Genomic DNA, 21,502 nt, shown 5'->3' on the forward strand with positions numbered 1-21,502 from the left:
CGAGGAAGGAAAAGAGAAAAGGGCCGAACGGCCCTTTTTTTACGACTGGGCCGCTGCGCTTTCCACCGTGAAGTCGCCGGTGGCCACCTCGCCGGCGCGGCGGTAGTGGGCCACGATCACGCCGCCGGGCGAGACCACCGATTGGGTCAGCGTGAAGGCCGCCGGCGCGGCGTTGTCATCGAACAGCCGCTTGCCTGCGCCGAGCAGCACCGGGTAGGTAAGCAGGCGCAGTTCGTCCACCAGATCGTTGGCCAGCAGCTGTTGCATCAGCGTGCTGCTGCCCTGCACCAGCAGCACCGGCCCCTGAGCGCGCTTCAGCTCGCGCAGCCGGGCGATGATGTCCCGCCCCAGCCACTGGCTGTTCTGCCACGCCAGCGTCTCGCCGTGGTGGGTGGCGACGTACTTGGTGGCCTGATTGAACACGCGGGCGATATCGGCCGAAAACGGGTCGGCCTCGTCGGTGATCTGCGGCCAGTAGCCGGCGAAGATATCGTAGGTGCGCCGTCCGAGCAGCAGATCGAAAGGCGCAGAGAAAAGATCGCTCATCGTTTCCGCGACGGCGTCATCCCAGTAGGGGGCGGTCCAGCCGCCGAAGCGAAAGCCGCCGCTGCGGTCTTCGTCCTGCCCGCCGGGCGCCTGCATCACGCCGTCGAGGCTGACGAACGCGCTGGCAATAATCTGTCGCATGGCTGTCTCCTGCAATTGAGTGCCAGCTGAAAGTTTAGCCGCCGTGCGGCGGCCGCGCCAACCGGCCGCTCAGGGTTGCAGCGCCTTGAGCAGCGCCTGATGGAAACGCTCCGGCTCCTCCATTTGCGGCGCGTGGCCGAGCCCGGCGAACTCGATCAGCGTGGCGTGCGGGATCAGTTTCGCCGCCTGTTTGCCTAACACATCATAATGCCCGATTTTGGCCTTGACTGCCGGCGGGGCGATATCGCTGCCGATGGCGGTGGTGTCGGCGGTGCCGATCATCAGCGTGGTGGGCGTTTGCAGATCCTTGAACTCGTAATACACCGGCTGGGTGAAGATCATGTCGTAGATCAGCGCCGAGTTCCACGCCACCAGGCGATGGCCCGGCCCGTTGTTCAGCCCGGCCAGCATGTCCACCCAGCGATCGTACTCCGGCTTCCAGCGGCCGCCGTAGTAAGTGTGCAGCTCATAATTGCGGATGCTCTCAGCGGAGGTGTTCAGCTCGCGCGCGAACCACTGATCGATGCTGCGCCACGGCACGCCTTTCGCCTTCCAGTCCTCAAGGCCGATCGGGTTGACCATCACCAGCCGTTCCACCGCCTGCGGGTACATCAGGCTGTAGCGCGTGGCCAGCATGCCGCCGGTGGAGTGGCCGATGACGATGGCCTTGCTGATTTTAAGATTCTGCAGCAGGCCGTGGGTATTTTGCGCCAGCTGCTGGAAGCTGTACTGGTAATGCGCCGGCTTGGTGGAGGAGCAAAAGCCGATTTGATCGGGCGCGATGACACGGTAACCGGCCTTGCTCAGCGCCTTGATGGTGTCCTGCCAGGTGGCGGCGCAGAAGTTTTTACCGTGCAGCAACAGCGCGGTGCGGCCGTTGGCGGCGCCTTCCGGCGGCACGTCCATATAGCCCATTTTTAACGGCTGCCCCTGCGAGGTGAAGCTGAACTGTTGCAACGGGTAGGGGTAGTGAAAGCCCTGCAGCTCCGGGCCGAACGTCGGCGTTTCGGCGGCGCCGGCGGCGAACGCGGCTAGCGCGGCGCACAGCAGCGCGCTACGGGTGAATCTCAGCATCCTGATCTCCTGAAAAACGGACGAAAGCCGAGTATAGCCATAATCGGCGCGGCGGCGCGCCGGTGGATTCAGATAATTCTGTAATATGACGGTTTGATTCCCGGCCAGATTCCGGCACCGCTCTTTTGCACAGTGAACGCGGTCACGCCGCGCAACATTCGCCGTATCTGATGGTTTTATTTCAAGGCTAAGTTATGCGATGCTTAAGCATTATTTATGCAAAAGGATCCTCGCATGTCCGCTTTATCCCGCTGCGCTTTCAGCGAAGGCAGCGTCGCTTTGCCGGAAGGCTATGCCGATCGCACGGTCAACGTCCTGTTGGCCGGCGATGATGTTTCCCCCTCAGTCAATATTTCCCGCGATGCGCTGCAGCCGGCGGAGAGCCTGGAAGGCTACGTCACCCGCCAGCTCGATGCGCTGGCGCAGGGGCTGAAAGGCTGGGCGTTCAAAAGCCGCGAGCCGGCAACGTTGGGCGATGGGCTGGCCGCCGGTGAATGGGTGCGCGCCAGCTACCTGCGCGACGGCAAACGCATCTGGCAGAACCAGGCGGTGTTCGCGCTGGCGGAGGGGCGGGTGCTGGTATTCACTCTGGCGATGGCGCGCAAGCTGACGCCGCAAGACGACGCGCTGCTGCAGCAGGTGCTGAGCAGCTACCGGGCGGCCTAACGATGAACTCTTTGCGTAAAAGGAACTTACGATGACCGAAGCGGCTCGCGTCGGCGATACCATCGGGCATTCCCATGCCCTGGCCGGCATGATTGCCGGCACCATTGTTGGCGGCCTGATCGCCGCCGCAGGCGCGGTGGCGGCGGGCGCGCTGTTCGTCGCCGGCCTGGCGGCTTCCTGTATCGGCGTCGGCGTGCTGCTTATCGGCGCCAGCCTGGCGGTGGGGTATCTCACCGGGGAGGCGGCCACCGCGGCGCGCGACGGCATTGCCGACGCCGGTGCCGGTAGCCTGACCCCCAAAGGCAATATCGTCACCGGCTCCCCCAACGTCTTCATCAACGGCAAACCCGCCGCGCTCGCCACCAACAGCCAGGTGGCCTGCAGCGACGACGGCCCGAGCATGCAGATGGCGCAGGGCTCCGACAAGGTCAGCATCAACGGCCAGCCCGCCTCGCGCGTGGGGGACAAAACCAACTGCGACGCGCAGGTGATGGAAGGTTCGCCCAACGTGTTTATCGGCGGCGGCACCGTCACCACCTTGCCGATCAAGCCCGAAGTGCCGGATTGGCTGTACAAGGTCTCTGACCTGACGCTGCTGTTCGCCGGCCTGGTGGGCGGCGTGGGCGGCGCCGCCGGCAAGCTGGGGGCGCTCGGCAAACTGCTGGGCAAGCTGCCCGGCATCAACAAACTGGCGCGCATCGCCTGCCGCGCCGGCACCCTGATGACCGCCACCGCCGCGGTCGGCATTATCGCCCGGCCGGTGGATATCGTCAGCGGCCAGAAATTCCTCGACGGCGAAGACGATCTCGATTTCGTGCTGCCTTCGCGCCTGCCGGTCGCCTGGCAGCGCTATTGGCGCAGCGGCAACCCCGGCGACAGCGTACTGGGCCGCGGCTGGAACCTGTTTTGGGAGAGCAGCCTGCAGCCGTATCAGGACGGCCTGGTGTGGCGTGCGCCTTCCGGCGACTTCGTCGCTTTCCCTATGGTGCCGCGCGGCCACAAAACCTACTGCGAAGCCGAAAAATGCTGGCTGATGCACAACGACGACGGCAGCTGGCAGCTGTTTGACGTCGGCGAACAGATTTTCCACTACCCGCCGCTGGCGGGTGACCAGCCGAGCCGGCTGAGCATGATCACCGACGCCATCGGCAACGCCACCTCGCTGTTTTACGACGATGAGGGGCTGCTGAGCGAACTGGTGGACAGCGCCGGGCAGCGCCTGATGTGCCGCTATGCGCAGGGCCGCCTGCGCGAAGTGGCGCTGCAAACCGCCGACGGTGAACGAACGCTGGCGCGTTATGGTTACGATGAGCAGGGCCAGCTGACGACGGTGAGCAACCGCGCCGGTGAGGTGACGCGGCGCTTTGGCTGGCGCGACGGCCTGATGATCAGCCACCAGGACGCCGCCGGGCTGCTGAACGAATACCAATGGCAAGAGATCGACGGCGTGCCGCGCGTGACGGCCTACCGCAACAGCGCCGGGGAATCCCTTGAGTTCGGTTACGACTTCGCCGGCGGGCGCCGCAGCGCAGTGCGCGGCGACGGCAAACGGGCGGAGTGGCGGCTGGATGACGACGACAACGTGGCGCAGTACACCGATTTCGACCAGCGCCGCTACGGTTTTATCTACCAACGCGGCGAGCTGTGCAGCGTGCTGCTGCCCGGCGGCGCGCAGCGCCAGAGCGAATGGGATCCCTACGGCCGCCTGCTGTCGGAGACCGATCCGCTCGGCCGCGTGACGCGCTATCAATATTCGCGCAACAGCGGCCGGCTGTTCGCCGTCGCCTACCCGGACGGCAGCAGTGAGGCGCAGCATTGGGACACGCTGGGGCGCCCGACGCGCTATGTCGATGCGCTGGGCAACGCCACGCTGTACCGTTATCCGGATGACGAAGAGAGCCTGCCCGCTAGTATGATCGACGCGCTGGGCGGGGAAGTGAAGCTGGAGTGGGACGCCCGCGGCCAGCTGACGCGCTACACCGACTGTTCCGGCAGCGTGACGGCTTATACCTACGATGCGCTGGGGCAACTGACGGCGCAGACCGATGCCGAAGGCCATCAGACGCGCTACTTGTGGGATAACGGCGGCCGCCTGCATACCCTGATCCACCCGGACGGCGGCGAAGAGCGCTTTAACTGGAATGCGCACGGCCAGCTGGCCGAGCATCAGGACGCGTTGGGCAGCCTGACCCGCTGGCAGTACAACGCCCTGGGGCTGCCGGTCAGCATCACCGATCGCATCAACCGCACCCGGCGCTATCACTACAGCCCGCAGGGCTGGCTGACGCGGCTGGAGAACGGCAACGGCGGCGAATACCGCTTCAGCTACGATGCGGTGGGCCGCGTGCTGACCGAAGAGCGCCCGGACGACACCCGCCACGATTATCGCTACGGCGCGGCCGGGCTGCTGGAGGAGCACCGCGAGGTCGGCCTGCCGGGCAGCGCAGGTGAGCTGACGCAGCGCGAACAGCGCTTCCGCTTCGACGAGGCCGGGCAGCTGGTCTGGCGCGGCAACGCCAGCGCGGAATGGCATTACCGCTTCGACGCCATGGGGCGGCTGCGCGAGCTGAACCGCCTGCCGACGGCGAGCGGCGCGGCGCTGGGCATCGAGCCGGACAGCGTGCAGATGCGCTATGACGCCGCCGGGCGGTTGCTCGGCGAACAGGGCGTGAACGGCGAGCTGCAATACCAGTGGGATGCGCTGGCCAACCTGCAGGCGCTGACGCTGCCGCAGGGCGATCGCCTGCAGTGGCTGTATTACGGCTCCGGCCACGCCAGCGCCATCAAATTCAACCAGCAGGTGGTGAGCGAATTCACCCGCGATCGCCTGCACCGGGAAACCGGCCGCAGCCAGGGCGCGCTGCAGCAGCAGCGGCGTTACGATGCCCTGGGCCGCCGCAGCTGGCAGAGCAGCGCCTTCGGCCACGATAAACTGACCCGGCCGGAAGACGGCGTGCTGTGGCGCGCTTATCGCTACACCGGCCGCGGCGAGCTGGCCGGGGTGAGCGACGCGCTGCGCGGCGAAGTGCACTACGGTTACGACGCCGAAGGCCGCCTGCTGCAACACCGCGAACCCAATCAGGGCAAACCGGGTGCGCGGCTGGTGTACGATCTGGCGGATAACCTGCTGGGCGAACGCAGCCCGCAGAGCGACATCGACGCGCACCTGCCGCTGGCGCCGATCGCCGACAACCGCCTGACGCACTGGCAAAAACTGTTTTACCGTTACGACGCCTGGGGCAACCTGATCAGCCGGCGCAACGGCCTGTACGAACAGCACTACCGCTACGACGCCGACAACCGGCTGGTGCAGGCGCACGGCCGCGGCCCGCAGGGTGAGTTCGAGGCGCAGTATCATTACGACGCGCTGGGCCGCCGCAGCCGCAAAACGGTGCGCTATAAGGGCAAAACCGAACAGACGACCCGTTTCCTGTGGCAGGGCTACCGGTTGCTGCAGGAGCAGCGCGACGACGGCAGCCGCCGCAGCTGGAGCTACGATCCGGCCAGCCCGTGGAGCCCACTGGCGGCGCTGGAGCAGGCGGGCGACAGCCGCTCGGCGGATATTTACTGGTATCACACCGATCTGAACAGCGCGCCGCTGGAAGTGACCGACGCAGCGGGCAACCTGTGCTGGTCCGGGCAGTACGACACCTTCGGCAAGCTGCAGGGCCAGACGGTAGCCGGCGCGGCGAAGCGGCAGGGCGTGCAATATCAGCAGCCGCTGCGCTACGCCGGGCAATATCAGGACGACGAAAGCGGCCTGCACTATAACCTGTTCCGCTACTACGAACCCGAGGTGGGGCGTTTTACCACGCAGGATCCGATAGGGTTGCGTGGCGGGTTGAACCTGTATCAGTATGCGCCGAACCCGCTGATGTGGGTGGATCCGTTTGGGTTGACTGAGGTTACTGTTGGTCGCTGGATGGGACCGGCAGAATATGAAAAAATGGTTTCCACAGGTAAGGTTGTGCAAAGCACAACGGGAACAACCCATGTAGCATCACCTGCAAATGTTGATGCGTTTGGAAAACAAGCTAAACCGGGTACTATGTACGTTGAATTCGAAGTGCCTGAACGATCATTAATCAAGACAAATGAAGGTTGGGCAAAAATAGTTGGCCCTGACTCGTTGGAGGGGCGATTAGCCAAACGTAAGGGGCTACCAGTACCAGAAATGCCGACTGTGAAAAACATTGAGGTTAAGGCTCATAAAACAGAATCAGGAATTTCAACATGCTCAAAAAAATAAGTGATTGGATCTTATCCAATAGCCATTATGAAGTTAAGTACAATGCTAATGATTTTACAGATAGTCTGGTTGTTGATATAGATGACGATACGAAGATTGCGCGTTTTACGGTGTGGGATGATGCATCTTGTATGTTGGAGATCATTGATGTTGAAACCGGGAACTATATAATTAATGAACGAAGAGAATTATCAGACGAGGAAACAGTAATAGAAGCATTTAAAGAGTTTGTATCGTTGCTTAGAACTTAGTTATAAAGATTATTGATCTGATTTTGATTTGCTAATTTTAAATGCTCGGCTTTATGCACTGATGGACTTTTAAATAACGATCCGGCGAGCCCGCTGGCGGCGTTGGAGCTGGCGGGTGACAGCCGCTCGGCGGATATTTACTGGTATCAAACCGATCTGAATAGCGCGCCGCTGGAGGTGACCAACGCGGCGAAGCGGCAGGGCGCGCAATATCAGCAGCCGCTGCGCTACGCCGGGCAATATCAGGACGACGAAAGCGGCCTGCACTACAACCTGTTCCGCTACTACGAACCCGAGGTGGGGCGTTTCACCACGCAGGATCCGATAGGGCTACGCGGCGGGTTGAACCTTTATAGATATGCTCCAAATCCTTTGGGATGGATAGATCCTCTAGGACTTAGTGGCTTAAATAGCCTTCAGCAACAAATTGATGAGATTCTATTGGAACATCTTCCTGCTATACAGAAGATAGATCCAAACGCAACCGTTGGATATAGAGGTAGTGCTGCAAGTGGAATAAGTAAGTCCCATGATCCTGCGATTGCTAGACCTATTAACATGAATGATTTCGATGTTGATGGATTTATTAAGTCGGATTACTTAGCTAGTTCACCTGAGTTTAGGAACAGACGCCGGGACGTATCTAAGCTTGGGGGGATGAAATCAATAGAGGAGTCTATCGATTCGAAGTTAAGGCAGAAATTCCCAGGGTTAAGAAATGAACCATTTGGGTTTAGGGTGTTCTACACCCATGAGTTAGATGATCTGGCTAGAAAAGGCGACGTCCAAAGAAGGTTAGGGCGTTCCGGATGTTCATGAAATGGAGAATGGCTGTGAACGAGAATAGGCAATTAGGTATTTTATTATTGGAAGACATTCCATTTGATAAGCTGCTTATTAAGCTGGAAAGGGCGTTTGGTGTTTCACTTCCTTGTGAAGATGATAAGGGGCGCTATGTGGCAAAAGCAGAACTAGATGATTATAATATAGAGGTTATAGATAGAGTTGATAGATTAGGGGATGTTCTTTGTGATGATAATCATGTGATCGACGTGAAAATAAAATCTAATGATTTTTTTAATCCAGACTTTGAGAGAAAAATAAAAAAAATACTAAGAGATGGAGATGTGAAGTGGAAGGATGGAATTTGGACTAAGCTTCATAGGGATGAGGATTATAGAGTCGTCTATCCTGACTCTTAGTGTTCACGTTAACAATGTAACCATTTCTAAATCTGCGTTAGAGCCGACAATTCTCAGTCGGTTCTAAATATCTAGAGTAAAAAAGTATCTAAAAGCAGGTTTGATAATTTTGAAATATCCATCCATAAACATTGATAAATCATTTTATATTACGGTATCTAACATGATTGATTTTAACGCTAGGATTGTGTCTGGTGTTTCCATAGGGAATGTCGTTCTAAATGAAAATATTTCATTATATATTAATGAGATGCAATCCAGATTTAGCGTTAAGATTAAAAATCACTCCCTACCTGACGGGAGTGAGCGAAAGTCATATACAGTCGATAATACCTTATCCGTCATAACTGATAAAGACGGTGTCATTTTGTCACTTGGATGTAATGCTCATTACCAAGGGGGCTACAATGGAATCATATTCCCCGGAATGGAAATAACAGATATAATCAAGCTGACGATATCACAGAAAATATACAATGGTTCAATAGTTATTAATGATGACTTTGGTATTTCGTTTATCCTCCCATGCCCATATGATGAGATTGCCGATGCGATAAACGATATTCCTGGCGGGGTGATAATAAACGAAATTTTCGTATCTGATTTTTCATTCTGGCGTTAGCTTATGGAACATATGAGTGAATTTAGTGAGAATATAATTAAATATGGGGTGGTGATATAATTGTTACTGGCTACATAGATTCGGATACACCACCGTTTTTTCATCCGATGTATGACAGGGTTTACTTTATATCCGGTGAGGTTATATTTGAATTTTACATTGATGATGATGGGGTTGTTAATTCACATTTAGTTGAAAACATCTCTCCGTGGTTTGAAGTAGATGTGGATGATCAATTTTACATGATGTCAATCTATTCACAAGCTTTTAAAACTGAACGGGAAGTTAAAATAATTGCAGTGAATTATAGTGAAGAACCGTTCTCAGTGTTCATCGTCAGGTATAAAGATGGTGACAATGAAAATTCACTGTATTCAATGAAAATTCACTGTATTTAGAGCCAAAGAGTTTTTTGACTTTTTGATTTCATAGAAAAAACCATGGAATGATTAGGAGTTCAATGTGAGCAAGGAATTAAAGCTTGATGTTATGAATAACAAAAATGACTTGATTGAAGGGACTTTTTGCTACTCGCTTTTTGAGAGGTCGTTCTTTGATGAAAATCTGTTAAGTGACTTAATAAATAATTCAGGGGCGTTTTTAAAAGAAAACGAATGTGATAAGGATGTTTTAAATTTGCTATCATGGGTTGTCAATGGTGTTGATCAGTGTTTTACTTCCCATAGTGATGAAAATGACTATTATTTAATTGAAAACTACTCTGTGGCATTGGAAAATAGGTGGGTGCTTTTTTGGCGGTCAAAAATTGATAAAATAATTGGCGGGAAGTAAAATGGATATCAAGAAAATACAAGAGAAATGGGTGCGTGGTCAGTTAATTGGAGTGGACCTCATTGCAAGTGAAAACAATACAGCAAGAGAGATAAATATTTACTCTGAAGAAAGTGATGGCTTCAAAAATACTTTTAATAAGGAGTATGGCATTTCATATGGGAGTGTTATTTCGTTAAGCTCATTCATTAAGAAACGTGATGATTTGTGGTCTGAAATTCAAATAAACAACAAGGTATTGCTTCCTGATGGTGACGTTTTATTTTGCGGGGAGGGCGAAATGGGGATTGATGGTTTTATTGTCAGAGCAGATAAGTATAATAAATTGAAATGGTTCATGTACTCTACGACCTCTAACCCATTTCTTGATGTTATAAGGTTAAACGGTCGGCTGCATATAAAATCCACGTTGGGTTTTTATCTTGACTTCGGTATCGCTGACAATGATATTTTTCTGAGAAATAAATGAGTGATATTTTTCTAATTGACATCATTAGTATTAAGCCTAATAATCAATGAGTTTTTAATTTGATGTAGATTACCAATGATTAACAAATCTAGTCTGGTTGATGGTATCCTTTTTCGAGATGAGAATGACTCGAATGAAACTGTAGTTTTCAATTTTTATACTTGGGTGGAAATGCTTAAAGCGATCATTGTTAAATATGCGCAAAAGTCTGAAAGTGACGCGGAGTTATTGGTTTTATCATCGGGCTTAGTGTGCAAGCCTATCAACAGTTATACGGCTGTCTGTCTCAGGAGCCATGAAATTGAATATCATTGGGCAATGCTGATAGCTTATGGTGAACAGTATTGGCTGAAAGGCGTAGAATCCAAACAGCCTGATGGCTACTTTGACTGGGATGTGCAACATAGGAAAGAACATAACTTAGCAGAGGAAAGCTTTGTTTTTAGCAATTCATGAATCGCGATCCGATAGGGTAAACACCCCTCCAAATGTCCAACGCCTTCCTTATCCTACATCTCCAAACTAAATACCCAATGTGCCGTTAATCAGGGTGCAGCACTGCCCGCCGATCCAGGGTTCGCCGTCAATAAAGCGCACGCTCACGCGGCCATCTCGATTAAGTTGGGTGCCCTGGCGCACCTGGTAACCCTGTGCGGTCTGGCCGCCGTCGGGGAAGCGGCTGGCCTTCAATAAGCGCGCCAGGCAGGCATTGGCGCTGCCGGTTACCGGATCTTCAATCAAAACACCGCATTCCACCATAAACGCGCGCATTTCGTAATCGGCCGGTTCGGTTGCGGAGCAGGCGCCATAGATCACTACGCCATCCACATCACAGGCGGTTTGCAGCTGTTTAATCGTGGCCTGATCCGGCGTTACCGCCAGGCAGGACTGCGCGTCCGGCAGGCGCACCATCAGCCAGCGAATGCCCATCTCGGCAATCACCGGCGGGGTGCCTGCTGCAATCACTGCAGGCCGTAAAGCGGCCGTCAGCCGTTCGGTTTCTTCGGCCGCCATGGGGCGGAACTCTACTTCGGGCGCGGCGAACGCCAATGTGCCTTCCGGCTGGATATTGACCGCCACCAGACCGACGCCGCATTCCTGCATCACCGTTCCAGGGCGTTTAGGCGTCAATCCGGCTTTCAGCAGGGCGTGGGCGGTGCCCAACGTCGGGTGGCCGGCGAAGGGCAGCTCTTTTTCGGTGGTGAAAATGCGCACCTTATAATCCGCCGCCGGGTGCGTCGGTTTAAACACAAAGGTGGTTTCCGACAGGTTGGTCCAACGGGCCAATGCCAGCATCTGCGCGTCGTTCAGCCCTTCGGCTTCCAGCACCACCGCCACGGGATTGCCGAGCAGCGGCGTGGCGGTGAAAACGTCCACCTGTTGGTAGGCGCGGGGTGTCACATCATCACTTCTGAGCATTGGCCATCATCCGTTATCAACAAAACCTGATGATAACGATATTTGCAATAGCTTCAAAGGGTTGAGTTTTGTTTTGAGATACCCGCCCGTCGCCACTTCAGCCCCGGCTTGGCGAACATCACCAGGTTGCCCAGCAAAATCAGGCACAGGCCCAGCACGGCGTTGAAGTGCCACTGGTAGCCTTCGTAAATCGTTGAGATGGTCAGCGCCACCAGTGGGAACAGCAGGGTGCTGTAGGCCGCCGCGCCGGCGCCGATGCGGCCGAGCAGGCTGAAGTAGGCGGCGAAGGCGATCACCGATCCGAAGATCGCCAGATACAACAGGGATCCGATATAGCGGCTGCTGTATTCCATCTGGAACGACGCGCCCTGCGCCAGGGCGATCAACGCCATCAACAGCGCGCCGTAGGTCATGGCATAGGTATTGGTGGAAAAAATATCCAGCCCGCGGCGCTGATGGCGCGCGCTGATCATATTGCCCAGCGAGAAGCCGTAGGTGCCGAGCGCGCTCAGGCCGATGCCTTTAAGCAGCTCCGGCGCCATGCGGGTGGCGGCCAGATCTTGCCAGAACAGCGCCACGATGCCGGTCAACCCCAGCAGCGCCGCCGGCAGCAGGTTGGGGCTGGGGCGCTGGCGGAAGAACAGCAGGCTGTTGAGGGCGTTGAACAGCACCGCCATCGAGAAGATCACCGATTCCAGCCCGCTGCTGATATAAGCCGCCGCATGGTAAAAGCAGAAGAAGTTGAAACCGAACACGCAGCAGCCCTGCAGCACGCAGAACAGATGATCGCGCGGGGCGATGCGGCGCAGGCGGCGTGTTAACAACAGCACGGCGAACATCACCGCAGCGGAAATGGCGAAACGGTAAGCGATCGACACGGGAATGGCCACCGGGCCTTCCTGTTGCAGGGTAATCGCTATCCAGGTGGTGCCCCAAATCAGCACCACGGCGAGGTACAACAGCGCATTCATTCTATTCACTCCGAAAAAACCGATGGCGCAGTATCCGCTTTGGCGCGCGGCGGCGCTTGCAGCGCTTTGCGCCCAGTTGCATATTCTTGCGCTTTTTTTGCCAAAAGCGCGGGGCGGCCGCTGGCATGCCGCGGCGCCACTCTTTACACTGTCAGCATGTCGAACAACGGGGCCGGCGATGTCCAACTATCAGGCGTTTGAAACACTGCGAGAGCACAAGGCGCGGCTGCACGGCAGCGTGCTGCTGGGCACCGGCGTGGAGCTGGCGGCCTGGTCTAACCGCAACGATCGCGTCACGCAGGAAAGCGCCGACCACCATACCCTGAGCCTGTACGTCGCCGACGGCTATGAGTGCTACCAGCAGGTGCCGGGCGGCTGGCGCAACGGCGGCGGGCCGGATCGCTTCTGCATCATGCCGCGCCAGTACGCTTCCACCTGGGATGTGCGCAGCGATCTGTCGTTCGTGCATCTGTATTGTACCGACGGGCATCTGCGCCGGCTGGCGGAGCAAACCTGGGATCGCAGCCCGGCGGCGATCAACGTGGAGCCGCGCAGCTTCGGCGAAGATCCGCAGATCACGCTGCTGTATCGCCAGTTTTTGCTCAACTGCGACTGGCGGGACAGCGCCAACCTGCTGGCGCTCAGCAGCGCCTCGAACCTGCTGATGTCGCACCTGATCCAGCGCTACAGCCAGCTGCAGTGGAAGCTGCCGGCGGCGCGCGGCGGCCTGGCTCCCGCGGCAGCCAGGCGGGTGCGGGAATATATCGCAAGCCACCTGGATCGGCCTTTGTTGTTGGCCGATCTGGCGGCGCAGGCCGGGTTGAGCGAATACCATTTTGCCCGCATGTTCAAACATTCGACCGGCCTGGCGCCGCACCAGTTTGTGATGCGCGCGCGGCTGCAGCGGGCGGAACAGCTGTTGCGGCATAGCCAACAGCCGATCACCGAGATCGCGCTGGCGTGCGGCTTCAGCTCCGCCAGCCATTTCAGCAACCGCTTCAAGGCGGCCTATGGACTTGCTCCGCTGCAGGTGCGGCAGGGGCGCTAACCGGAAGGGAGTGCAAGCATGGATCAACCATTTGCCGGGCTGGGCGTGTTGTTCGTCGCCGGATTCGGGCCGATCACGCGTGAGAGCGACGAGAGCAAGGCGTTTTATGTCGAGGCGCTGGGGTTGCCGCTCAAGCCGATGCCGGGCAACGAAACCTATCTGCTGGCCGAGCAGGGCGCGCTGGACGGGGTGAAACACTTCGCCCTGTGGCCGCTGGCGCAGGCGGCGCAGTCCTGCTTTGGCGACGATCGCTGGCCGGCGGATCTCGCGGTGCCGCAGGCATGGATCGAGTTCGACGTGGCCGACATGGCGGCCGCCACCCAGGGGCTGGTCGATCGCGGTTATCGGCTGCTGGTCGCCAATCGTGAAGAGCCGTGGGGGCAAAGCGTTACCCGTTTGCTCAGCCCGGAAGGGTTGCTGGTTGGCGTCACCTATACGCCCTGGCTGCGTTAAACGCCACGCCGTTCGCCGCCGTTTCCCTGCGGCGGGCGGCCTTAAGAATAAATACGCATTAGCTTAAAGCGATCTGCGCTATAGACCCATCAAATCCCCGAGTGGTTTCCCTTCCTGAAAGCAGTAATTCCGTTCATTGCGTAAAAACCAATGGCCAGAACGCGCTATTGCCATGCCATTTTACGGCGATTTTTCGCCCGCTTTTTTCGCCGCCAGGTGCCTGATAGGAATAGAGATTATTCTTATATTTCCGCCAACCGTTAAGAAATAATAATGATTCTCGTTTTCAACCACGGAAAGGAGAAGGAACGATGAAAACAGTGAAACGAACGGGCATCGCGCTGGCGATAGCCCTGACTTTCCCCCTGGCATTGCCTGCCGCTTTGGCGGCGCAAACCACCCTGACAAACAGTAAGGCGGCGACGATGACGGAAAAACACGGGCAGTTTATTGCGGTCGGTAAAGTGGTGCAGGTGACCTTCGGCGATTTCGCCTTCAAGCTGGATTTTACCGATGACAAGACCATGACCTTCACCGGTATCGGCGAAGCGTCGCAGGGCATCACCGATACCGTGCAGTACACCGCGGTGGAGATTCGGCCGAAGGTCTACATGGTCTATTGGCATGAACCACAGTCCGGCGACAACGTGACGCATGTCGAGGACTTTGAGCGCGGCGAGGTATACACCAACATCGCCGCCAGGGACGGCAGCTTCACCCATCTGAAAGGGCAGCTGAAAATCGTAGGTCACTCAGGAAACTAAGGAGCAGTTATGAAAAAGGCATTGATCACCTGTGCGATCGTCGGCGGTTTGCTGGCGAGTTACCCGGCGCTGTCAACGGATCAGGCGGCGTCTTACAAATCGGCCGGCAAGGGCGGTTATCATCATGCCCAGCAGAAGCTGAAGGTGGTGGAAGATCTGTATGCGGGCTTTTTCAACCGTCATGACATCAGCGTGGCGCAAAAGCTGATTGTGGAGAACTACAAGCAGCATAACCCGTTCGTCGGCGACGGCATCAAGCCGTTCCTGGATTTCTTCAGCCAGACCTTCAAAGACAATCCGCAGTACAGCGCCAAAATATACCGCAGCGCGGTCAACGGCGATCTGGTCTACGTTCACGTCCAATACCAAAATAATCCGCAGGATCGCGGCACCGCCAGCGTGGATATTTATCGGGTGAACGATCAGGGTAAAATCACCGAGCATTGGGACGTCAATCAGGATGTGCCGGAAAAATCGGCCAATGACAATACCATGTTCTGATCCGCAAGGGCCGCTGCGGCGGCCCTCTACATGCCCGCAACACTTTATTTACTTACATAAATAGGAAATGACCGCCGCGTCGAGTAGGCTACGGCCGCCTTTGGCAGTGGTGGTACGGTTGATGGGCGTCATTGTCCCGCCACTGCTTGAGGCGTTTCCCCACATTCCTCGTTATCCCGCGCGTTGATTTTCCACTTTTTTGAACTGATGCCGCAGCTGCAGCGCATTGCAAAGCACCAATACCGCCGTGACGGCGAACACCCAGCGGAACCCCATCATCGCCGAAATGCCCGATCCCAGCAGCGGGCCAACCACGTTGCCCAGGTACATAAAGGATTGGTTATAGCCGAAGATGCGCCCGGTCACCTGATCGGAGGAATACTTCAGCAGCAGCGCCTGCACCGCCGGCATCAGCGCGCCGTCGGCGAACCCCAGCAGGAAGCGCAGAATGCCCAGCTGCAGCGGCGTATTCACCCAGGCCATCACGGCGAACAGGCCGGTGGTGAACAGCAGCGCGGCGATCAGGATGCGCGCGGTGCCGATGCGATCGCCGAGCCGCCCGAGGCGTGGCGCCGAGATCAGCGCCGCAATGCCGGGCACGGCGGCGATCATGCCGCTGACAAAGGCGATATTGCTGACGTCGCCCGACAGTTCGCGGATGAACAGCGTCAGGATCGGGCTGATGGAGGAGTTAGCCAGCTGGATCATCAGGGTACAAACGAACAGCGTGACGATCAGCGTTGGATAAGGCAGCGAACGGAACACCGCCTGGCCGCTCAGCTGATCCGCTTTTTTCACCGTGATGCGCCGTTCTTTAATCAGGAACAGCGTCACCAGGAAGCTGACGAACATCAGCCCGGCGGTGACAAAAAACACCACCCGCAGCCCCAAATGGTCGGCCATCAGCCCGCCCAGCAGCGGCCCGGCGATCACGCCGGAGATCTGCCCGGTAGAGAGCGTGCCCAGCGCCCAGCCGCTTTTATCGCGCGGCGCCTGCGAGGCGACCAGCGCCATGGCGTTGGGAATATAGCCGGACGTCAGCCCCATCAGGGCGCGCAGCGCGAACAGCTGCCAGACGTTGGTGGCCAGCCCCTGCAGGGCGATGACGATCGCCATGCCCAGCGAGGCGCGCAGCAGCATCAGCTTGCGGCCTTTGCGGTCGGCGAGGCTGCCCCACAGCGGCGACACCACCGCCGAGACCAAAAAGGTGCCGCTGAACACCAGCCCGGACCACAGGCTGAGGGATTGATGATCGCTGACGCCGAGCTGTTCGACGTACAGCGGCAGAAAAGGGAGGATTTGGCTCATCGCCAGCCCGGTGAAGAAACACCCGAGCCAGACCGAGATCAGATTGACTTTCCACGCTTCCATCGACTTGTCGTACCACTTTGAATTTGGAGGGATTTGTTAAGCAAGATAATAATAACACCGCGAACTGGCCGGCGCGGGGGAAATGCGTGAGAAAACGTAAAGCCCGTCGGCGGCGTTGTTACATTTCGCTATAAAATAATAGCTATATTATCATAGGTATTTATTTTAAGCTACTCCACCAAGCCGCTCAACAATTCGGCGGCGCCACACTCTCTCTACCCATTTCGCCGTGTCGGCGGCAAGGAGACGCTTTCTATGAATACCGCACTGATCGCTCTGGATTACATCGTGGATATCTCCCACCCGGAAGGAAAAATTGCGCGCTCGGCGCAGCAGGTCATTGAGCGCGATGCTATCGCGCGGGCAAATAGCGCATTGTCTCTCGCGCAGCGCAAGGATTGGCTGCGCATATTGGTTAAAGTCGGTTTCGCGGCCGGCTATGTCGATCAACCCAAATACTCGCGGATGTTTGGGCAGGCGCATCAATTTGGCGCTATCGCACTGGGCCAGCCGGGCACGGATTTTCATCCTGATTTAGCGTCTGATTTGGGGGAGTTAACCATCGTAAAACCGCGCGTCAGCGCGTTTTATGGCACCAATCTGGATGCGACGCTGCGCGCCCGCCGCATTGAACGGTTGGTGATCTGTGGGGTCAGCAGCACCTGGGCGGTACAGGCGACGGCGCGCGACGCGCACGATCGCGATTATCAGGTGCTGATACTGGAAGAGGCTTGCGCGGCGGCCACGGCGGAAGAGCACCGGATCTCGATGGAAACGCTTGCCACTATTGCCGATATCGTCACGCTGGAACAACTGAGCGCATTGTGAAGCTGCTGCGTGAAGAAATCGCCTGGCGTCAGCTGCGACGGGGAGCATGGGTGTTGGCGCCGTTGCTGGCCCTGAGCCTGGCGACAGGCAATGCCAACTGGCTGAAGGCTTCGGTGGTCACCATATCGCTGTTTGTCGTTTGTGAGCGCCTTGAACTGGCGCCGCTCGGCGTGGCGCTGCATGCGGCGGCATTGCTGCTGCTCTTTATGGCGCTGCTGTGCGCCATGCACACGCCGGTAATCTTCATTTTGGCGTGCGTGTTGGCAGCGGCGGCGGCGGTTGGGATCTCCGCGTTCGGCGGCAAGCTGCGATCCCTGGGGAATTTTATTTTTATTCCGGCTCTTTATCTGGCGTGTGAAACCGCTGAAGGTGGCGCCGGCGCGCCATTAGCCCAATGCGGCTGGGCGCAGCTCCCTTTTCTGGGGGCAGCCGTCTTGCCGGTGCTGATGCTTGCACTGGCGGAGCATCGGCGGCTAGCGCGGCTGTCGACGAGTGACAGCCTGCATCATTATCTCCAGCTGCGCCGCAGCGATGAGCTTGGCGCTCGCGTGGCCTGCGGCGAGGCTTTGCTCGCCGTAAGTTGTGCCGTTGCACTGTCGGCGGCGATCGTTGAGTGGCAACACCTCGATTACGGGCAATGGGTGATCTGGTCGGCCGTCAGCGTGATCAGCGGCGATATGGCCGCTACGCGCAACAAACTCCGCCAGCGTGCGTCAGGCGCATTGCTGGGCGTGCCCGTCGGTATTTTGCTGGGTAGCCTCATGCCGCATGGCAATGTGGGTTATGAACTGCTGAGCGTGGTGACGATGCTCACCCTGGTGTCTTTTCATCGTTATACCTTGGGGTTTGGCGCCCGTTGCGCCTGCATCGCCTGCGCGTTGGTGATTGCAGGAAAAGCGCCGTCGATCGCCGCAGAAAGGGTGGTCAATGTGTTGCTGGGCGGTGGCATCGGTCTGCTGTTCGCTTTGGCGGTGCATGCGGTGTTGCCGCTCAACGCCGGCACCCGCCAATAGCGAGCTGGCATATTTCGTCCGCCAATTTCGGTTGACCGTTTCCGGTCTCGGTGTGAAAGTACGGACAAATCTATCGTTATCTATTGATGCCAATGAAAAAAGATCATCCTGAAGACGTGACGCTGCTGCGCACGCAATTAATGTCGCTGGTGCGCCGTTTGCGGCGCGAGTCGCGCAGCGACGAAAAATCCTGGGCCCAGCTGATGCTGCTGGGAGCTATCGATCGTCACGGCGGCGAGGCGACGCCGTCGCTGCTGGCGGAGTCGGAGCGCATGCGTTCCTCTAACCTGGCGGCCGCCTTACGGGAGCTGGAGGCCGATGGGCTGCTGGTGCGCACGCCGGATGCTGAAGACAAACGCCGGGTGCGGGTGCGCCTGACGCCCGCCGGGCTGGGCCTGTTGCAGCAAAGCCGCACCCGGCGCGAGGCGTGGCTGCTGGCGGCGATGGAAAGCTGTTTAACGGAGCAAGAACAGGCGCAGCTGATCGAAGCGGGGGCGTTGATGGCGCGGCTGGCGGCGGCGCCGTCAACGGACGCGGAATAATCGGCGGGGCGGCAGATGCGCCGCCCGTGCAGCGAGGTTACGGCATCGGCCAATCGGCCGGCATGGTGCTGACGACGTCCACGTAGCGATCCCAGGCCGATGACCAGAATTGGGTGAAGGCTTCCAGGGTGAGGTGGATGCCCATCAGGCCCATCACGAACCAGCAGGCGGTAAACAGGCCCAGGCTGCTGAACATGAACGCCATACCGTTGCGGCTGGTTTTACGGCAAACGACGTTTAACTGGCTGGCGAAGAACATCATCACGGCGCTCAGCAACTCCCAGCGCATCATGACTAAACCGGTGGCAATGGTACTCATCGAACTTGATCCTATGTAACAAAAAGCCGCATCCGGCAGGGCGCCGACAGGGAAATGCGGGGGAATAACGGGAATAATGTGATTCAGATCACATTGTAGCATTGGGGCGAACGGCGGCTCAATGGGGCGCGCGGTGAAAAAATCGCCGACGGTAACATTCCAATATGCTGAAACAGTTATGCCATTTCATTAGCAACCTTTTCATGGGGCGGCGCGCTCGATAACGCTATGCTTGCCGGCTTTTCAGTTCCCTGATTTTACGGGGAAATGTGACGCAAAAGGTACCGGCACCGCATGGCCCTGTTAAAAGAAAAAATTCGCGACCACTCTGCGGAAGAGAGGCTGTTTATCCGCCGGGCAGGCGTAGCGCTGGCGCTGGTGGTGGTCTGCTTCAGCGCGCTGATCGTTAACCTCTACCGGCTGCAAATCCGCCAGCACGGCTTTTACCAGACGCGTTCCAACCAGAACGACATCAAAATGCTGCCGCTCGCCCCCAGCCGCGGGTTAATCTTCGATCGCAATGGCACTCCGCTGGTGCGAAACGTGACACTGTATCGTGTCGAAATCACGCCCAGCAAAATCACCGACATGGCGGCGCTGCTGCAGGCGCTGACGCCGATCGTCGATCTGACGCCGGAGGACATCAGCGCGTTTCGCGACGATATGCACCACAACAGCCGCTACAAGCCGGTGACGCTAAAAACCGGGCTGAGTGACACTGAGGTGGCGCGCTTTGCCGTCAATCAATACCGTTTCGACGGGGTGACCATCGATACCTATCAGCAGCGTGAATATCCTTACGGCGCCCAGCTGGCGCACGTGCTGGGCTATGTGTCGAAGATCAACGACAGCGATCTCAAGCGCCTGGACAAGGCCGGCCTGAGCGAGAACTATGCCGCCGACCGCAACATCGGCAAACAGGGCATCGAAGCCTATTATGAGTCAGAACTGCACGGCACCACCGGCTATCAGGAGGTGGAGGTGGATAACCATGGGCGGGTGATCCGCTTGCTGAAGGAGCAGCCGCCGAAGGCCGGCAAAAACATTTACCTGACGCTGGATCTGCCGCTGCAGCAGTACATCGAATCGGTGCTGAAGGGGCAACGCGCCGCGGTGGTGGTGGAAGATCCGCGCGACGGCGGCATTCTGGCGATGGTCTCCAGCCCCAGTTACGATCCTAATCCCTTCGTCAAAGGCATCGGCTATCAGGCCTATAAGGCGCTGCTGGGCAACCCGGATCTGCCGCTCATCAACCGCGTTACCCAGGGGTTGTACCCGCCGGCTTCCACGGTGAAGCCCTACATGGCCGTTTCGGCGCTGTTCGCCGGGGTGATCACGCCCACCACCACCTTTTTCGGCGCGCCGACCTGGACGCTGCCCGGCACCGAGCGGCGCTACCGCGACTGGCTGAAAACCGGCCACGGCATGCTCAACGTCACCAAAGCGATCGAGGAATCCGCCGATACCTTCTTTTATCAGGTGGCGTATGAGATGGGCATCGATCGCATTCACCACTGGCTGAGCCAGTTCGGCTACGGCCAGTCGACCGGCATCGATCTGAACGAAGAGTACCGCGGCGTGCTGCCGAGCCGCGACTGGAAGCTGAAGGTGCACAAAAAAGGCTGGTATCAGGGGGATACGGTCTCGGTGGGCATCGGCCAGGGGTATTGGGTGGCGACGCCGATCCAGATGGTGAAAGCCTTGAGCACGCTGCTCAACAACGGCCGGGTGAAAACGCCGCATCTGTTATATTCGCTGCAGCAGGGCAACCGGGTGACGCGCTACCAGCCGCCGGCGCAAACGGCGCAGATCGGCGATCCCAACTCGCCTTACTGGGGCATCGTGCGCAACGGTATGTACGGCATGGCCAACTTGCCGAACGGCACCGGTTACAAGCTGTTCCACACCGCGCCGTATCAGATCGCCGCCAAATCCGGCACCTCGCAAGTGTTCAGCCTGAAGCAAAACCAGACTTACAACGCCAAAATGATCCCGGTGCGGCTGCGCGATCACATCTTTTATACGCTGTTTGCGCCCTACAAAAATCCCCGGGTGGCGATGGCGCTGATCCTGGAAAACGGCGGTGGCGACGGCGTGGTGGCGGGGCCGACCGCGCGCGCGATCCTCGACCACATTTTTGACCCGGCCAACGCGCCGCAGCCCGGCGATACGCCGCAAAGTAAACCGCAGTTAAACGACAGCGCGGATGTGCAACGGTGATGCGGTTTGTTTTTACTTTCTTACAAACTGCAATCTCCTGA

Annotated in this window: 22 protein-coding genes and 1 pseudogene; 17 read left to right on the forward strand and 6 right to left on the reverse strand. The window is 57.6% G+C overall.

Annotated features, from left to right (window positions below; all coding sequences use genetic code 11):
• Window positions 1-39: 39 nt before the first annotated feature.
• Together AC2CGI_RS12530 and AC2CGI_RS12535 are read right to left on the reverse strand one after the other, a co-directional pair.
• On the reverse strand, window positions 40-687 hold the full coding sequence (locus AC2CGI_RS12530) for a dihydrofolate reductase family protein (protein ID WP_076740241.1): 648 nt from the start codon (window positions 685-687) through the stop codon (window positions 40-42).
• 69 nt (window positions 688-756) lie between these two features.
• A complete protein-coding gene (locus AC2CGI_RS12535) occupies window positions 757-1,761 on the reverse strand; it encodes an alpha/beta fold hydrolase (protein WP_076740240.1) in 1,005 nt (334 codons plus the stop codon).
• Between the two features lie 234 nt (window positions 1,762-1,995).
• On the opposite strand from AC2CGI_RS12535, the gene AC2CGI_RS12540 reads away from it, so the two are divergent.
• The 9 genes and pseudogenes from AC2CGI_RS12540 (at window position 1,996) to AC2CGI_RS12580 (ending at window position 10,468) form a co-directional block, all read left to right on the forward strand.
• Window positions 1,996-2,427 (forward strand): DcrB-related protein, encoded by a 432-nt coding sequence (locus AC2CGI_RS12540; RefSeq protein ID WP_004940742.1) that lies wholly within the window; start codon window positions 1,996-1,998, stop codon window positions 2,425-2,427.
• A 31-nt stretch (window positions 2,428-2,458) separates the two neighbouring features.
• On the forward strand, window positions 2,459-6,676 hold the full coding sequence (locus tag AC2CGI_RS12545; protein ID WP_242517255.1) for a TreTu family toxin: 4,218 nt from the start codon (window positions 2,459-2,461) through the stop codon (window positions 6,674-6,676).
• Window positions 6,661-6,927 (forward strand): immunity protein TriTu family protein, encoded by a 267-nt coding sequence (locus tag AC2CGI_RS12550; RefSeq protein ID WP_041035036.1) that lies wholly within the window; start codon window positions 6,661-6,663, stop codon window positions 6,925-6,927. Before AC2CGI_RS12545 ends, AC2CGI_RS12550 begins: the two co-directional genes overlap by 16 nt.
• Before the next feature lie 81 nt (window positions 6,928-7,008).
• Window positions 7,009-7,746 (forward strand): annotated as a pseudogene (locus tag AC2CGI_RS12555) (RHS repeat-associated core domain-containing protein); the annotation flags it as partial.
• A gap of 8 nt (window positions 7,747-7,754) precedes the next feature.
• Complete coding sequence (locus tag AC2CGI_RS12560; protein ID WP_230199816.1) at window positions 7,755-8,129, forward strand: hypothetical protein; 375 nt, start codon at window positions 7,755-7,757, stop codon at window positions 8,127-8,129.
• A 163-nt stretch (window positions 8,130-8,292) separates the two neighbouring features.
• Window positions 8,293-8,751: a hypothetical protein gene (locus AC2CGI_RS12565; protein WP_075686905.1), complete on the forward strand. Its 459-nt coding sequence runs from the start codon at window positions 8,293-8,295 to the stop codon at window positions 8,749-8,751.
• A 462-nt stretch (window positions 8,752-9,213) separates the two neighbouring features.
• Window positions 9,214-9,543 carry a hypothetical protein gene (locus AC2CGI_RS12570; protein WP_031299968.1) on the forward strand — a complete coding sequence of 110 codons (330 nt, stop codon included), beginning with the start codon at window positions 9,214-9,216 and terminating at the stop codon, window positions 9,541-9,543.
• A 1-nt stretch (window position 9,544) separates the two neighbouring features.
• Window positions 9,545-10,012, forward strand: coding sequence for a hypothetical protein (locus AC2CGI_RS12575; protein ID WP_076740239.1), 468 nt, complete (start codon window positions 9,545-9,547; stop codon window positions 10,010-10,012).
• A 75-nt stretch (window positions 10,013-10,087) separates the two neighbouring features.
• Entirely contained in the window at window positions 10,088-10,468 is a 381-nt protein-coding gene (locus AC2CGI_RS12580) for a hypothetical protein (protein WP_076740238.1), read from the forward strand.
• Window positions 10,469-10,534: 66 nt separating this feature from the next.
• On the opposite strand, the gene AC2CGI_RS12585 is transcribed toward AC2CGI_RS12580, so the two are convergent.
• Entirely contained in the window at window positions 10,535-11,431 is an 897-nt protein-coding gene (locus tag AC2CGI_RS12585; RefSeq protein WP_076740237.1) for a PhzF family phenazine biosynthesis protein, read from the reverse strand.
• A 53-nt stretch (window positions 11,432-11,484) separates the two neighbouring features.
• A complete protein-coding gene (locus AC2CGI_RS12590; RefSeq protein WP_076740236.1) occupies window positions 11,485-12,402 on the reverse strand; it encodes a DMT family transporter in 918 nt (305 codons plus the stop codon).
• Between the two features lie 178 nt (window positions 12,403-12,580).
• On the opposite strand from AC2CGI_RS12590, the gene AC2CGI_RS12595 reads away from it, so the two are divergent.
• The 4 genes from AC2CGI_RS12595 to AC2CGI_RS12610 all read left to right on the forward strand — a co-directional run bounded on the left by AC2CGI_RS12595 (window position 12,581) and on the right by AC2CGI_RS12610 (window position 15,168).
• A complete protein-coding gene (locus AC2CGI_RS12595; protein WP_076740235.1) occupies window positions 12,581-13,450 on the forward strand; it encodes a helix-turn-helix domain-containing protein in 870 nt (289 codons plus the stop codon).
• Window positions 13,451-13,468: 18 nt separating this feature from the next.
• A complete protein-coding gene (locus AC2CGI_RS12600) occupies window positions 13,469-13,903 on the forward strand; it encodes a VOC family protein (protein WP_021504557.1) in 435 nt (144 codons plus the stop codon).
• Between the two features lie 311 nt (window positions 13,904-14,214).
• A complete protein-coding gene (locus AC2CGI_RS12605) occupies window positions 14,215-14,667 on the forward strand; it encodes a MoaF-related domain-containing protein (protein WP_015377823.1) in 453 nt (150 codons plus the stop codon).
• A gap of 9 nt (window positions 14,668-14,676) precedes the next feature.
• Entirely contained in the window at window positions 14,677-15,168 is a 492-nt protein-coding gene (locus tag AC2CGI_RS12610; protein ID WP_021504558.1) for a nuclear transport factor 2 family protein, read from the forward strand.
• Between the two features lie 171 nt (window positions 15,169-15,339).
• On the opposite strand, the gene AC2CGI_RS12615 is transcribed toward AC2CGI_RS12610, so the two are convergent.
• On the reverse strand, window positions 15,340-16,539 hold the full coding sequence (locus tag AC2CGI_RS12615; RefSeq protein WP_076740233.1) for a multidrug efflux MFS transporter: 1,200 nt from the start codon (window positions 16,537-16,539) through the stop codon (window positions 15,340-15,342).
• A gap of 255 nt (window positions 16,540-16,794) precedes the next feature.
• Here AC2CGI_RS12615 and AC2CGI_RS12620 point away from each other — a divergent pair, with 255 nt between their 5' ends.
• The 3 genes from AC2CGI_RS12620 to AC2CGI_RS12630 all read left to right on the forward strand — a co-directional run bounded on the left by AC2CGI_RS12620 (window position 16,795) and on the right by AC2CGI_RS12630 (window position 18,922).
• Window positions 16,795-17,367 carry a cysteine hydrolase family protein gene (locus AC2CGI_RS12620; RefSeq protein ID WP_033633093.1) on the forward strand — a complete coding sequence of 191 codons (573 nt, stop codon included), beginning with the start codon at window positions 16,795-16,797 and terminating at the stop codon, window positions 17,365-17,367.
• Entirely contained in the window at window positions 17,364-18,380 is a 1,017-nt protein-coding gene (locus tag AC2CGI_RS12625; RefSeq protein WP_021504561.1) for an FUSC family protein, read from the forward strand. The genes AC2CGI_RS12620 and AC2CGI_RS12625 overlap by 4 nt, the downstream gene beginning before the upstream one ends.
• Window positions 18,381-18,472: 92 nt before the next feature.
• Window positions 18,473-18,922 carry a MarR family winged helix-turn-helix transcriptional regulator gene (locus AC2CGI_RS12630; RefSeq protein ID WP_015377827.1) on the forward strand — a complete coding sequence of 150 codons (450 nt, stop codon included), beginning with the start codon at window positions 18,473-18,475 and terminating at the stop codon, window positions 18,920-18,922.
• 37 nt (window positions 18,923-18,959) lie between these two features.
• On the opposite strand, the gene AC2CGI_RS12635 is transcribed toward AC2CGI_RS12630, so the two are convergent.
• Complete coding sequence (locus tag AC2CGI_RS12635; RefSeq protein WP_004940713.1) at window positions 18,960-19,241, reverse strand: YjcB family protein; 282 nt, start codon at window positions 19,239-19,241, stop codon at window positions 18,960-18,962.
• A 294-nt stretch (window positions 19,242-19,535) separates the two neighbouring features.
• Between AC2CGI_RS12635 and mrdA the strand changes: the two genes are divergently transcribed.
• A complete protein-coding gene (mrdA, locus tag AC2CGI_RS12640; RefSeq protein WP_076740232.1) occupies window positions 19,536-21,461 on the forward strand; it encodes a penicillin-binding protein 2 in 1,926 nt (641 codons plus the stop codon).
• The last annotated feature ends 41 nt before the right edge of the window (window positions 21,462-21,502 follow it).

The organism is Serratia sp. LSHTC3 (assembly GCF_057197125.1).

What these genes read in the sequence shown, in the direction of transcription:
- AC2CGI_RS12530 (WP_076740241.1), bottom strand. Translation starts at nt 687, where the DNA reads ATGCGACAGATTATTGCCAGCGCGTTCGTCAGCCTCGACGGCGTGATG.
- AC2CGI_RS12535 (WP_076740240.1), bottom strand. Translation starts at nt 1,761, where the DNA reads ATGCTGAGATTCACCCGTAGCGCGCTGCTGTGCGCCGCGCTAGCCGCG.
- AC2CGI_RS12540 (WP_004940742.1), top strand. Translation starts at nt 1,996, where the DNA reads ATGTCCGCTTTATCCCGCTGCGCTTTCAGCGAAGGCAGCGTCGCTTTG.
- AC2CGI_RS12545 (WP_242517255.1), top strand. Translation starts at nt 2,459, where the DNA reads ATGACCGAAGCGGCTCGCGTCGGCGATACCATCGGGCATTCCCATGCC.
- AC2CGI_RS12550 (WP_041035036.1), top strand. Translation starts at nt 6,661, where the DNA reads ATGCTCAAAAAAATAAGTGATTGGATCTTATCCAATAGCCATTATGAA.
- AC2CGI_RS12560 (WP_230199816.1), top strand. Translation starts at nt 7,755, where the DNA reads ATGGCTGTGAACGAGAATAGGCAATTAGGTATTTTATTATTGGAAGAC.
- AC2CGI_RS12565 (WP_075686905.1), top strand. Translation starts at nt 8,293, where the DNA reads ATGATTGATTTTAACGCTAGGATTGTGTCTGGTGTTTCCATAGGGAAT.
- AC2CGI_RS12575 (WP_076740239.1), top strand. Translation starts at nt 9,545, where the DNA reads ATGGATATCAAGAAAATACAAGAGAAATGGGTGCGTGGTCAGTTAATT.
- AC2CGI_RS12580 (WP_076740238.1), top strand. Translation starts at nt 10,088, where the DNA reads ATGATTAACAAATCTAGTCTGGTTGATGGTATCCTTTTTCGAGATGAG.
- AC2CGI_RS12585 (WP_076740237.1), bottom strand. Translation starts at nt 11,431, where the DNA reads ATGCTCAGAAGTGATGATGTGACACCCCGCGCCTACCAACAGGTGGAC.
- AC2CGI_RS12590 (WP_076740236.1), bottom strand. Translation starts at nt 12,402, where the DNA reads ATGAATGCGCTGTTGTACCTCGCCGTGGTGCTGATTTGGGGCACCACC.
- AC2CGI_RS12595 (WP_076740235.1), top strand. Translation starts at nt 12,581, where the DNA reads ATGTCCAACTATCAGGCGTTTGAAACACTGCGAGAGCACAAGGCGCGG.
- AC2CGI_RS12600 (WP_021504557.1), top strand. Translation starts at nt 13,469, where the DNA reads ATGGATCAACCATTTGCCGGGCTGGGCGTGTTGTTCGTCGCCGGATTC.
- AC2CGI_RS12605 (WP_015377823.1), top strand. Translation starts at nt 14,215, where the DNA reads ATGAAAACAGTGAAACGAACGGGCATCGCGCTGGCGATAGCCCTGACT.
- AC2CGI_RS12610 (WP_021504558.1), top strand. Translation starts at nt 14,677, where the DNA reads ATGAAAAAGGCATTGATCACCTGTGCGATCGTCGGCGGTTTGCTGGCG.
- AC2CGI_RS12615 (WP_076740233.1), bottom strand. Translation starts at nt 16,539, where the DNA reads ATGGAAGCGTGGAAAGTCAATCTGATCTCGGTCTGGCTCGGGTGTTTC.
- AC2CGI_RS12620 (WP_033633093.1), top strand. Translation starts at nt 16,795, where the DNA reads ATGAATACCGCACTGATCGCTCTGGATTACATCGTGGATATCTCCCAC.
- AC2CGI_RS12630 (WP_015377827.1), top strand. Translation starts at nt 18,473, where the DNA reads ATGAAAAAAGATCATCCTGAAGACGTGACGCTGCTGCGCACGCAATTA.
- AC2CGI_RS12635 (WP_004940713.1), bottom strand. Translation starts at nt 19,241, where the DNA reads ATGAGTACCATTGCCACCGGTTTAGTCATGATGCGCTGGGAGTTGCTG.
- mrdA (WP_076740232.1), top strand. Translation starts at nt 19,536, where the DNA reads ATGGCCCTGTTAAAAGAAAAAATTCGCGACCACTCTGCGGAAGAGAGG.